At 46.6% G+C, this 13,227-nt stretch carries 8 protein-coding genes and 1 tRNA gene; 4 read left to right on the top strand and 5 right to left on the bottom strand.

Going from position 1 to position 13,227, the window contains the following annotated elements:
* The first annotated feature begins 229 nt into the window (after positions 1-229).
* Positions 230-871, top strand: coding sequence for an alpha/beta hydrolase (locus QT979_RS00235; protein ID WP_445304745.1), 642 nt, complete (start codon positions 230-232; stop codon positions 869-871).
* 148 nt (positions 872-1,019) lie between these two features.
* On the opposite strand, the gene gcvT is transcribed toward QT979_RS00235, so the two are convergent.
* From gcvT to QT979_RS00250, 3 genes are all read right to left on the bottom strand, one after another.
* Positions 1,020-2,171: a glycine cleavage system aminomethyltransferase GcvT gene (gene gcvT, locus QT979_RS00240; RefSeq protein WP_333307400.1), complete on the bottom strand. Its 1,152-nt coding sequence runs from the start codon at positions 2,169-2,171 to the stop codon at positions 1,020-1,022.
* A gap of 192 nt (positions 2,172-2,363) precedes the next feature.
* Positions 2,364-2,436 (bottom strand) — tRNA-Ala (locus QT979_RS00245).
* 153 nt (positions 2,437-2,589) lie between these two features.
* Positions 2,590-2,793 carry a hypothetical protein gene (locus QT979_RS00250; protein WP_333058474.1) on the bottom strand — a complete coding sequence of 68 codons (204 nt, stop codon included), beginning with the start codon at positions 2,791-2,793 and terminating at the stop codon, positions 2,590-2,592.
* 201 nt (positions 2,794-2,994) lie between these two features.
* Between QT979_RS00250 and QT979_RS00255 the strand changes: the two genes are divergently transcribed.
* Genes QT979_RS00255 through QT979_RS00265 form a run of 3 tightly spaced genes read left to right on the top strand, consistent with a single transcriptional unit; the run spans position 2,995 to position 7,223 of the window.
* Positions 2,995-3,144 (top strand): hypothetical protein, encoded by a 150-nt coding sequence (locus tag QT979_RS00255; protein ID WP_333212026.1) that lies wholly within the window; start codon positions 2,995-2,997, stop codon positions 3,142-3,144.
* 53 nt (positions 3,145-3,197) lie between these two features.
* The gene (locus QT979_RS00260; RefSeq protein ID WP_333212024.1) at positions 3,198-3,785 is read left to right on the top strand and encodes a Uma2 family endonuclease; all 588 of its coding nucleotides are present in this window, start codon (positions 3,198-3,200) and stop codon (positions 3,783-3,785) included.
* A gap of 54 nt (positions 3,786-3,839) precedes the next feature.
* A complete protein-coding gene (locus QT979_RS00265; RefSeq protein WP_333307404.1) occupies positions 3,840-7,223 on the top strand; it encodes an Eco57I restriction-modification methylase domain-containing protein in 3,384 nt (1,127 codons plus the stop codon).
* Positions 7,224-7,726: 503 nt separating this feature from the next.
* Here QT979_RS00265 and QT979_RS00270 read toward each other — a convergent pair.
* Both QT979_RS00270 and QT979_RS00275 read right to left on the bottom strand, forming a co-directional pair.
* The gene (locus QT979_RS00270; protein ID WP_333307407.1) at positions 7,727-7,981 is read right to left on the bottom strand and encodes a DUF559 domain-containing protein; all 255 of its coding nucleotides are present in this window, start codon (positions 7,979-7,981) and stop codon (positions 7,727-7,729) included.
* Between the two features lie 356 nt (positions 7,982-8,337).
* Entirely contained in the window at positions 8,338-13,197 is a 4,860-nt protein-coding gene (locus QT979_RS00275; RefSeq protein WP_333307410.1) for a glutamate synthase-related protein, read from the bottom strand.
* Positions 13,198-13,227 lie beyond the last annotated feature (30 nt).

A 13,227-nucleotide genomic window follows, 5' to 3' on the forward strand; every position in this document is an offset into this window, starting at 1 on the left:
AATCTTAGTGAACTATGGGCATTTATTGATGACTAAGTGGAACAAAAAAAATTTTAAACGCTTGCTTTTTGGAGAATTTTCTATCAAACGACTGATGCGCTCTATAATTTTTATTTACGCATTTCTATGTTTTTACGGTTTCTTTTTTTCAGAACGGCTAATTTTTCAACCTCCCCCATCTAGCCAGAGTGATAGCAGGGAAGTTATCAAAGTTAGCTCAGCTAATGGCGTGAAAATTTCTACTGTTCATTTACCTAACCCGCAAGCTAAATATACCATACTTTACAGTCACGGGAATGCGGAAGACTTGGGCGGGATTTTGTGGCTACTCAGAGAGATTCGAGATAACGGTTTTGCTGTGTTTGCCTATGATTATCAAGGTTACGGCACGAGTCAGGGAAATCCTTCTGAGGATAATACTTATCGTGATATTGATGCAGTTTACAATTATTTAACCCAACATTTGGGAATACCTGCCAAGCAAATTATTCTTTACGGGCGTTCTGTGGGGGGTGGGCCGGCAATTGATTTGGCTTCCCGGCAGAAAGTCGGCGGTTTGGTGGTTGAAAGTTCCTTTGTTTCGGCTTTTCGGGTGTTGACGCGGATTCCGCTTTTACCCTTTGACAAGTTTGTGAATATTGATAAGATTGGCAAAGTTCGATCGCCTGTTTTGGTGATTCATGGTAAAGCTGATGAGGTGGTGCATTTTTGGCATGGAGAGAAGTTGTTTGCAGCGGCGAAGCAGCCGAAATTAAATTTTTGGGTTGATGGGGCCGGTCATAATGATTTGATGGATGTGGCGGGCGATCGCTATGCTGCAACTTTGCGAAATTTTGCTAAGCTAGTAGATGAATCTTCTCGACCAAGATGAGCAACGGGCTAGAAGCCCGTTCCACAAGAACACATACACTTACACTTTATAGCCTTTCTCAGTAACATGAGGTGCACGCTTGATAAGCGGGCATAGGGCATAGGGCATAGGGCATACCTCACCAAGATTGAGAACTGCTGTACCTAATTTAACAGGGGCGATTTTGCGATTTATAAAATGGTTTTTTCACCACATTAGCCGGATAGTTTTTCCCGCGAATTTCGACTTCTAATTGCTGACCGATTTTAGCTAATTTTGCCGGAACAAATGCGAGGGCAACTGCACGATTCAAAGTAGGCGATAATGTACCGCTAGTAACTTCTCCTACTTTTTCGCCTTCAAATATTACCGGATAGCCGTGGCGCGCAATGTGCCGCCCCTGCATTTCTAGCCCTACCAACCGCTTCGATACTCCACTCGCTTTTTGCTGTTCCAAAACCTCACGGCCAATAAAATCGCCTTTGGTGTCGAGGTGAACTACCCAACCCAATCCAGCTTCTAAAGGCGTGATATTGTCGTCGATATCTTGACCGTAAAGAGCCATTGCTGCTTCTAAACGCAAGGTATCTCTCGCACCCAATCCGCAGGGAACAACGCCAGCAGCTAACAATTTTTGCCACAGTTCTTTTCCAACTTCGGCATCCACCATGATTTCAAACCCATCTTCGCCGGTGTAACCAGTTCTGGCGATAAAACTAGGTTGTCCCAACAGGTTTGTTTCTAAGTGACCAAATGCCTTAATTGGTGTGAGGCTGTCTTCCACAAAAGGCTGGAGATAGTTAACAGCTTCTGGCCCTTGAATGGCAATTAAAACTTTATCTTCGGAGATGTCTGTAAAACACAGTTCGCTCAATTCTAAGTGAGTGGTGATCCATGCTTTGTCGGCGATGCGAGTGGCGGCGTTGACAATGATTACTGCACGTTCTTCGCTAGTGATGGGGTCTGGTTCTTGGCAGTAGAAAATAATGTCGTCTAAGATGCAGCCTTGGGCATTTAGCAAGACTGTATATTGAGCTTGACCGGGTTGCAAGCGGCTCAAGTCTGAGGGTACTAAGGGTTGAAATTTTTCTCTTACTTGTTTCCCTCTCAAACCAAATTTTCCCATGTGGGAAATGTCGAACATTCCTGCTTGCTGGCGTACTGCTTGGTGTTCGCTGCTGATGCCTGCGTACTGTACTGCCATCTCCCACCCGGAAAAGGGCACCATTCGGGCTTTGAGTTCTAATGATAGGTCGTACAGAGGCGTGCGGGCAAGTTGGCTCGGACTCTCTGGATTGTTGGGTTCAGTTGACTTTGCCACAGGTAGCGCTTTGGTTGCGGGTAGACTGTTTTGATTTTAGGGGAAAATTGGTTTTCGCGGTGTGTGGCACGATCGAATTTAAGGACACGGCTATGGTGTTTCGGTACAAGTCGCGATCGAATTTAAGCACGCGGTGGTAATGTTTCGGTAAAAATTAGGACACACCAGTGATGTATCCCTAATTTTAATTTATGGAGAATAGCGGGCTCGAACCGCTGACCCCTACAATGCCATTGTAGTGCTCTACCAACTGAGCTAATTCCCCTTTCTTTTCGCGCTCTCAATCATGCCTTAACTGACCAATATTTGTCAAGCTTTTTGGGGAAATTAGTTTTGAGCCTTCGGCTGGCAAGGCTTTCGGCTTTTTTTTCACAAAACTCTCCTCGCTTCTGGACAATGGTCAATCGCCTACTATCATTTAGTAAGTGTGTTGGGATATTTCGCTCAAATGGCTCAAACAAGACCCCATGAGGAAGTAGACGACTAGCAGAGCGGCGGCTGATACCGCAACTAGGGTGCCGGCTAGCATTAGTGAAAATTCCCGTTGCGCGATCGCCTCTTGCATTAAGTGCAAAGACCAGGCAACGAGGGCAACGTCAATTATTAAAATAGGAACCAGCATAAGTTACGATTTGTAACAGCTTACCTATTGTAACAAAACTTTTCACTTCGTGCAGATCGGCTCACCTGTATTTAACTTTTGCTGTAAAACCCGAAGGGAGCAGCGGAAAGCTACTGAGAAAAAATGATAGCTTTTCTTAATAATTACAATATGCAAAGTAAATGAGAGCTAGCTCAGCTTTAGATGTGGCGCTTTTGACTCTTGAGCGAACGCTCACGCTTTTTTGAGGGGGTAGGGTGCGTTAGCGAAGCCCGCCCCTACGGGGGCTACGCCAACGAAGAGGATCGACCTTGGACTATAACTGATTTGATAGCAGTGCGATCGCACCCTGACCCGATTCAAATTTGGTAAAATAGGTGTACTTTTAATTAAAATAAAATGAACGGCTGTTGAGGATATAAACTATGTTAACCCAAACTCAAAAACTCTACTCGCCAGAGGAATATTTGGCACTAGAGGAAGTGGCCGAGTCTAAAAGTGAATATATTGATGGCGAGATAGTTCCTATGACTGGTGGTACTCCAAATCATAATGATATTGCGGGCAATTTTTATGCTCATTTAAAATTTGCGCTCCGGGGGCAAAACTATAAGGCTTTTATCGGTGACTTACGGTTGTCGATACCGCGCTATCATCTCTATACTTATCCAGATGTGATGGTGGTTCAAGGCGAACCAGTGCTTTTAGACGATCGCACAGATACAATAATTAATCCTTTGATGATTGTTGAAGTTTTGTCAAAAAGTACGAAAAATTACGATCAAGGGGATAAGTTTGATTATTATCGCTCGATTCCTGAGTTTCGAGAATATATTTTAATCGATCAGTATAAATTTTATGTCGAGCAGTTTGTCAAGACTTCGGAAAATAAGTGGCTTTTAAGTGAATACGAATCGGCAGATGCAGTGCTGGCTTTGTCTTCGCTGCCGTTTCAAATTCAATTGGGCGAAATTTATGAAGGGATTAGATTTGAAACGACTGGCGCTAGTTAGGATTTCACAACCGCTTTTTTGCTGTAAAATTAAATCGATCGCCTTTTCAACTTTATGACAAATCGCTCTACTCGCGCCCTTTTTCACAGCAAAACACTCAACACTGCTTTGCGTGCTTTTAGCTTTCCGCAAGATATGGAACAGCGCCGCCAAAAATTGGGAAGGTGGATTGCTGCACTTAAAACGGGTACGTTAGACGAAGTTAAAGAAGTTTCGCTGCACGGCAGTTTTATTAATGATATTTTTCAGGATATTTTGGGATATTGCTCGGTAATTCAAGGTGGGGGGAAAGCTTGGGAAATTAACGCGGAACAAACGATATCTGATGGCGGCGGTTCTGCTGACGGGGCGATCGGCTTTTTTACTGCTGCTGGCAATCCTAAAGGCACAGCCGTTTCCCTGCAAGGTAAAGTGATTGCTCCGATCGAACTCAAGGGAGCGAAAAATGATTTAGACCGTCCCGCATCCGGGCGATCGGAATCAGCAGTTGACCAAGGTTGGCGCTACGCTAATTATACACCCGATTGTCGCTGGATTATTGTCTCGAATTATCGAGAGTTGCGACTTTATCATACCAATAAAACTCCTGCTTATTACGAACAATTTTTTCTGGCTGACTTGGCGGATATGGAAGCTTTTAAGCGGTTTTACTTTCTGCTGTGTCGCCGCAATTTTTTGCCTAAAAACCAAGATCAAACAGGTTCTGTTATAGACAGACTGTTAAAAGACTCTGACGAAGCTCAAGAGGAAATCACCAATAAATTATATCAAGAGTACAAAGCAATTCGACTCGCTCTCGTCAAGCATTTTCGCTTTTCTGGGCCGCAGGATATCCCCAACCGCGATCGCGTACTCATCGAAAAAGCTCAAAAAACTTTAGACCGCGTTTTATTCATTGCTTTTTGTGAAGATAAAGGGTTGCTGCCGCGAAACACCCTCAGCAACGCTCACGACCACACAGACCAATACAATCCTAGATTAATTTGGGAAAATTATCAATCTGTATTTCGCTGGGTAGATGTGGGAAATGATGACCCTCCTGTACCGGGATACAACGGCGGTTTATTTAAATTCGATCCGGTTTTAGACGCACAATTGACTGTGCCAAATCCCTTATGCAGTCTGCTTAATAAGCTGACCAGATTTGATTTTGATACCGAAGTTTCTGTTGATATTTTGGGGCATATTTTCGAGCAGTCTGTTACAGATTTGGAAGAATTAAATGCTGAAACTACCGGACAGGAATACAATCAGAAAAAAGGCAAGCGGAAAACTCAAGGTGTGTTTTACACGCCAGCTTTTATTACTCAGTATATTGTCGAGGTTTCTCTCGGTGGCTATTTGCAGCGGCGAGAGCAAGAATTGCGCGATTTCTTCCTAATGGGCGAAGTTGCTGAAGTGTCGGTGCAGCCAGCAAAGAAAACTGCAATTAAGTTTTGGAAAACATATCGAGACGAGGTGCTGCAAAAAACGCGCGTTATCGATCCGGCGTGCGGTTCGGGAGCTTTTTTGATTGCGGCTTTTGATTATTTGATGCAGCAGTACGAAAGAGTCGATCGCGAATTGAATGCTTTGGGATGTCAGCCAAAAGACGGCAACTCGCTGGAATTTGACCGAAGCATTTTAAGTAACAACCTGTACGGCGTAGATTTGCTGCCGGAATCGGCGGAAATCACTAAACTTTCTCTGTGGTTGAAGACGGCCGAACCTGGTAAAACCCTGACGTATTTGGATGATAATATTAAAGCGGGAAACTCGATCGTCGCTGACAGTAATGTAGCAGATACAGCGTTTGATTGGCAAGCTGAATTTTCCCAGATTTTTGCTGATGGCGGTTTTGATGTTGTGATTGGCAATCCGCCTTACGTGCGGCAGGAGTTGCTATCTCCAATTAAACCATACTTGCAAGCAAATTATGAATCATATAACGGCGTAGCAGACCTTTATACTTACTTTTATGAACTCGGATTAAAGATTCTCAAACCGGGGGGAGTGCTTTCGTATATTGTCACAAATAAATGGCTGCGGTCGGGATACGGCGAACCTCTACGCAAGTTCTTTGCCAGTCAAGGTTTACTAGAGCAAATTATTGATTTCGGACACGCGCCAATTTTTGAGGATGCTGATACTTTTCCCTGTATTGTCGCAGTTAGAAAACCTAACGCTTCTCTATGTATCTCTGAAACTGAAAGCGAGAGTGAGCAAGGTAAATTTGAACCTAATTCGTCTGTGATTGTTTGTCCGGTTCCGCGCGAGGAACTTGCTAATATCAACCTTACACAATACGTTCAACAACACGGCTATCAAATTTCGCGAGATCGTTTTACTGCGAATGCTTGGAGTTTGGAACCTCCTGCTGTTGATGATTTGATGCAAAAAATTCAACGAGTGGGTGTTCCGCTTAAAGATTTTGCAGGGGTTAAGCCTTATCGAGGTATTTTAACAGGATTGAATGAAGCTTTTTTAATTGATGAAGCTACTAAAAACAGTCTAGTGCAAGCAGACCCTAAATCCGCTGAAATCATCAAGCCATTATTGCGAGGTCAGAACCTTAAACGCTGGAGTCCAGAGTGGGAAAATCTTTGGATTATTCTGCTGAAGTCTAGCAGCGATAGTGTATGGCCGTGGAGTACCGCAAACGATAAAGCAGAGGAAGTATTTTCACAAACATTTCCATCGGTATATAAGTATATGAAGCCGATGCAAGAAAAACTGTCTAAGCGTTCCGACCAAGGGCGTTACTGGTGGGAACTGCGATCGTGTGCCTACTATAACGTTTTTCAAGAACCAAAAATTATCACTCAAGATTTGGCTACTTATTCTTGGTTTTGCTTCGTCTCTCAAGAGATATACCCAGTGAATACTTGCTATCTATGGCCAACAGGAAATTTTTATATGCTTGGGTGGCTGTGTTCGCCAATAACTTGGTGGATTTGTCACCACACTTTGCAAAAAGGAATCAATGACACACTGCGAATGTTTAGAGAACAGGTAGAAGCTTTACCCATCGCACCACCAACTGACTTAATTCGTGCCGAAGTAGAACCAATTGTCAGCCGTTTAATTGAAATCGCCAAAACTAATCAAGAAACTCACCGAGATGTCTTGCAATGGCTGGAAATCACTTATTTAATTGATAAAGTCGGACAAAAACTCGAAGATTTTTCTGCCCTTTCTTTGGCAGAGTTTGTAGCAGAAATCAGAAAGCGGATGCCGAAAACTAAATCCTCCGATCCTCTCGGCGTTGCTGGACTAAAAGCAGTCCGCGAAACTTATAATGAATATGCACCGGCCATTCAATCTCGCAAAGCTGAGGCGTTGAGACTCGAACACCGTTTATCCGACTTAGTTAATCAAGCTTACGGATTGACACCGGAAGAAATAGATTTGATGTGGAAAACAGCACCTCCGCGAATGCCGATCACCCGACAGATTTGATCTAATATTAGAGCCGTGTTTGTCTTCGTCTGGAATGTTGGGATAACAATTTTTGCCGCCGACCAATTATGCAATTTGTGCGGGATTTAAAGGTTAATTCTTGACCTTTGAGGTAATTTTTAATCTCCTGTCATCTTGCTCCCCCCTTAGCAAGGGGGGTAAAACACCTAATGCTCTCAGCGATTTAATCCCCTGTTATCCCATCTTGCTCCCCCCCTTAGCAAGGGGGGGCTGGGGGGGGTTAAAAAGCCAAGCAACAACGAAAAAACCCTCTTGCTCTCCCCCTTAGCAAGGGGGTAAAACACCTAATGCTCTCAGCGATTTAATCCCCTGTTATCCCATCTTTCTCCCCCCCTTAGTAAGGGGGGGCTGGGGGGGGTTAAAACACCTAATGTTCTCAGCGATTTAATCCCATCTACAATCACATCTAGAACCCCATCCAAATTATGATAAACATTATCATTTGTAAACCTCAAAAAATTAATTCTTGCTGATTCAATAAATTATTGCCTTTCCGCATCATATTCTACAGCACCTTCTTGAAAATGACTATCACCGTCAACTTCTAGTGCTAACTTGATTTCCGGTGAGTAGAAATCAATCACAAATTCTGCTACGCTGTACTGTCTGCGAAATTTACAATTCTCAAGCTGTCTGTTTTTGATTTTGTCCCAGAGACGTTTTTCAGCTTTTGTCATTTCTCTGCGAAGCCGCTGTCGCTTGAGTTTTTCTGAGGTTTTGTTGTAAAGTTTTGTCATTTTTTTATTGGGGTCTTTTCGTTGCTTGCTTGGCTTTTTTTACCCCCCCCAGCCCCCCCTTGCTAAGGGGGGGAGCAAGAGGGTTTTTCATTGCTTGCTTGGCTTTTCTTACCCCCCCCAGCCCCCCCTTAGCAAGGGGGGGAGCAAGAGAGTTTTTTCGTTGCTTGGCTTTTTTTACCCCCGTTGCTAAGGGGGGGAGCAAGAGGGTTTTTCGTTCTTGCTTGGCTTTTTTTACCCCCGTTGCTAAGGAGGAGCAAGAGGGTTTTTTGAGGTTTTGTGAACTATCCGTGTAAGTCCGGTAGATGAAAAAAAGGGGCAACTCGCGTCGCCCCTCTTCTATTTAATCAACTGGAAAATTACGCTTCCACAGCAATCTTTTGTTCCGAAGCCTCCGGCGAATTCGCTTCGCTTGGCGGCACAACTTGCCAGAACTTAGGCAAATATTCCGACCAATTTGCTAAAATATTCTCAGCTTTCTTGCTGCCGGTTCGATCGCACTGAGCCTCAATCAACTCCTTCAATTGCGCCTCCCCAGCCGCCGTACAAACGCGCTGCATTTTCACAATCTCCCCGTTGACGTGAGCCGGAAAAGTCCCATCTTCATCGAGGAAATAAGCCAAGCCACCAGTCATTCCAGCGCCGACGTTGCGGCCGACTTTTCCTAACACGACAATCACGCCGCCAGTCATGTACTCGCAGCAGTGATCGCCCGCACCTTCAATGACTGCTTTCGCCATCGAGTTACGCACCGCAAACCGTTCGCCAGCTTTACCCGCAGCTAACAGAGTTCCCCCCGTCGCACCGTACAAACAAGTGTTACCGACGATCGCATTTTCGGAAGCATTATAAGTCGCACCAGCCGGCGGTGCGATCGCGATTTCGCCCCCGTGCATCCCTTTACCAACGTAGTCATTGGCTTGGCCTGACAGTACCAGCGTCATCCCCGGCAAATTGAACGCGCCGAAGCTTTGGCCCGCGCTACCAGTGAAGTTGAGGGTGATTTGACCGCTAAAACCAGTGTTACCGTGTTGCTGTGCGATCGCACCTGCTAAACGTGCGCCTACAGTGCGATCGGTATTCACCAATTTTACACTCTTGCTAACAGTGCCGTGATTGGCGATCGCACTTTGAATCTCAGCATCCGCCAGCAAATCGTCATCTAACACAGGCCCGTTAGTGTGTACATCGCCGTGGATCAAGAAAGATCGATCGCTCTTAGTATCAGGTAACTTGGTCAAACAATCCAAATTAATCGCTTGAGTTTTAGTTAGTTGCACCCCCTCGCGCATTTTCAGCAAATCCGCGCGGCCGATGATATCTGCGATCGACTTATAACCCAATTTCGCCAGCAAACTCCGCACTTCTTGTGCTACGAAATAGAAGAAATTAACAACGTGTTCCGGCGTTCCGGGGAACCGTTTCCGCAAGTGTTCTTGTTGAGTTGTCACGCCCACCGGACAACTATTCATGTGGCAAACGCGAGCCATAATACAGCCTTCTGCAATCATTGCCACCGTGCCAAAACCGTACTCTTCGCCGCCCATCAAAGCGCCTACAATCACGTCCCAGCCACTTTTAAAGCCACCGTCAACGCGCAGTAAAACTCGATCGCGCAATTTATTTTCCATCAGCACCCGGTGAACTTCAGTCAATCCGAGTTCCCACGGAGAACCTGCGTGCTTAATCGAACTCAGTGGCGAAGCACCGGTGCCGCCATCGTGGCCGGAAATTTGAATCACATCAGCATTTGCCTTAGCGACACCGGCGGCTACAGTCCCGATGCCGACTTCCGACACCAACTTCACCGAAACTCCTGCTTTCGGATTGATTTGGTGCAAGTCAAAAATCAACTGCGCCAAATCCTCGATCGAATAAATGTCGTGGTGAGGAGGAGGCGAAATCAGCGTGACACCCGGTTTCGATCGGCGCAAATAAGCAATGTACTCGCTCACTTTCGGCCCCGGCAATTGACCGCCTTCACCCGGTTTTGCACCTTGTGCGATTTTAATTTCGATTTGTTGGGCGTTCATCAGGTACTCAGGAGTCACCCCGAAACGCCCGGAAGCTACCTGTTTGATGGATGAAGAAGCTGTATCGCCGTTCTGCAAACCTTTCAAGTGAGGTAGCGTTTGTGAGAAACCCGCCGCGCTCACATCGTTTAGCACTTTGTAGCGCACCGGATCTTCGCCACCTTCGCCGGAGTTCGATTTGCCGCCGATGCGGTTCATGGCAATCGCGAGAGTTTCGTGGGCTTCTGGGGACAAGGCGCCCAGGGACATACCGCCGGTGGCGAACCGCTTGACAATATCTGCTACAGATTCTACGTCTTCAATGGCAATGGAAGGGCGATCGCTCACAAAATCCAGCAAATCCCGCAAAGCCGTTACCGGGCGATTTTCGAGCTGTTTCTTGTAAACCTCGTAATGGTCGTAGGCACTTTCACCATTTTTGTCACCAATTGGTGTCATTTTTGGTTCGGCCCCATTGCCGTTACCGTTGCTTCCTTCTTCCTTCTTCCTAACATCCGTTACATCCGTTACATCCGTTACAGAATCCGTTGCCGAACTTCCTTCTTCCTTCTTCCTTCTTCCTTCGTTAAAAGTAGTCACAGCCTTGTGCAAAGCCTTCGCCATTTCCGGGCTGTTCATGTGATATTCACCGCCCCGGCGGTACTGCACAAAGCCGTAATTTTCCAGCTTTTTGAGGTGCAATTCTGGGAAAGCCTGACTGTGGAAAGACATTACCTCGTTAGCCAGTTCCGCCACACTCAAACCGCCGATCCGAGAAACAGTGCCTTTGAAACCCAAATCGAGCAAATCACCGCCAATGCCGATCGCCTCAAAGATTTGCGCCCCCTGATAGCTAGCCAGCAGTGAAATCCCCATTTTCGACATAATCTTCAGCAAGCCGTTTTCCACCGCTGTGCGGTATCTAGCTTGAGCCTGTTCCACGGTAATATTGGGAACTTTGCCGTGCTGCATCAAGTTTTGAGTCTTGCTGTCAGACCACCAGGCGCGCACGCTTTCCAATGCCAAGTAAGGGCAAACAGCCACCGCCCCGTAACCAATCAAACAAGCGAAGTGGTGAGTGCTCCAACATTGCGCGGTATCCACAACCAGCGAAGTTTGCATCCGCAGGCCGACGCTAATTAAGTGGTGGTGAACCGCACCAACTGCCAGGAATGGCGGAATATAAGTACATTCAGCACTCAATCCAACACTAGATAAATCTCCCTCTTCCTTCTCCCCTCTTCCTTCTTCCTTCTTCCTTCTTCCTTCTTCCTTCGATAGTCGATCGCTCAAAATCAGAATTCTCGAACCCTCGCGCACCGAAGCAGCCGCCTTTTGACAAAGTTGCTCGACTGCTGTTTTCAAACCAGAAGGTCCAGCAGAAATTTTGTAAAGAGTTGACAATTCCGTAGCTGGGAAAGACTTTTGATCTTTCAAGAAAGACAGTTCAGCGTCGTTGAGTACGGGAGAATCAATTTTCAGCCGCTTGGCATTTTCCGGCACTGCTTGCAGTAAATTGCCCCGCAGGCCCACATTCATCGTCAGCGACATCACCATCCCCTCGCGCAGGGGGTCGATCGGCGGATTTGTGACTTGAGCGAACCGCTGTTTGAAATAGTTGTACAGCAACTGAGGCTTTTCTGACAATACAGCTAAGGGAGCGTCGTCGCCCATGCAGAAAGTCGGTTCTTTCCCAGAACTCGCCATCTCGACGATTACCATGTCCAAATCTTCGGCTGTGTAGCCGAAAGCAGTTTGGGTTGCCAACAGCGTTTGCGAGTCTAGGGTTGCTGTTTCGGCAAAAGGCTGCGGTTCCAAGGTTTCGCGGTGTTTTTCCAGCCATTCGCCGTAGGGATGCCGCTTAGCAATTCGCTGCTTGAGTTGCCAATTTTTGAGAATTTCTTGAGTTTGGAGGTCAACGGCAATCATTTGTCCGGGTCCCAAACGGCCTTTTTCGACAATATCTGCTTCGGGAATATCGACAACTCCGGCTTCGGAGGCCACAATTACCAAACCGTCTTTAGTAATGCAGTAGCGGGCCGGCCGCAAACCGTTGCGATCAAGCGTAGCACCTACTTGTTTCCCGTCGCTGAACACCAGCAGTGCCGGGCCGTCCCAAGGTTCTTGAATGCCGCTGTAATATTCGTAAAAATCGACAATTTCTGGATAGGGAGCCAAATCCGGCTGATTTTTGTAGGCTTCAGGTACCAGAATTGTCAGGGATTCTAGGGGGGTGCGGCCGGAGTGCACCAACAACTCCATCACGTTGTCTAAGTTTGCCGAATCGCTGCTTTCGGGATTGACAATTGGGTTGAACGTGTCGATATCAGCTTGAGTCCAATTCGGGTGAGCTAAATTGGCTTGCCGCGCCTTCATCCAGGTAATATTGCCCAACAGCGTGTTAATTTCGCCGTTGTGTCCCAGCAAGCGCATCGGCTGGGCTAAGTGCCAGCGGGGCATGGTGTTGGTGCTGAAGCGCCGGTGATAGACGGCAAAAGAGCTTTTATAAGCGGGATTTTTCAGGTCTGGGTAAAATTCTGCTAGTACAGCCGATCGCACCATGCCTTTATAGACGATCGTGCGGCAGGAAAAAGAGCAAGTATAAAAGTCTTGGCGGGTGAAGTTGGGGCGATTTGACAGCGCGTGTCCGATCGTGCGGCGCGCCAAAAATAGATGTTTGTCGAGTTCGTCTCCGGCTAAGTGCGGTGAACTGACAATTACTTGTTCGATTTGAGGTTGATTTTCTAGCGCTTGCTCGCCCAAAACCGATGGTACAATGGGAACTTTGCGCCATCCCAAAAGTTTCAGCCCGCGATCGGTCAGAACTTGCTCAACCACCTGCCGCGCTATAGTCGCTTGAAATTTATCTTGAGACAGAAACAGCATTCCCACGCCGCAGTTTTCCCGCGCCGGAGGCACAATTCCCTGTTCGGCAAACCAAGCATCCAGCAATTCCCAAGGAATCGCGGTCATCAAACCCGCACCGTCGCCGGAATCCGAGTCAGCGCTGCAACCGCCGCGATGTTCCAGACAAGTTAAAGCTGGAAGCGCTTTTTCAATAATCGAGTGCGTAGCTTCGCCGCTTTGGTTGGCAATAAACCCCACACCGCAGGCATCTCTTTCTTCCACTAACCAGCTTTGGCCGGCGAATGGAGTTCCTCGCTCTGTTTGATGCACGTTTCTGTTTGGATCGATCGTGTTACCCATGTTGATTGAATGTTATTTCCGTGATTGTGT

It is taken from the genome of Microcoleus sp. w2-18bC1, assembly GCF_036700365.1.
In the GTDB taxonomy this organism is placed as follows: domain Bacteria; phylum Cyanobacteriota; class Cyanobacteriia; order Cyanobacteriales; family Microcoleaceae; genus Microcoleus.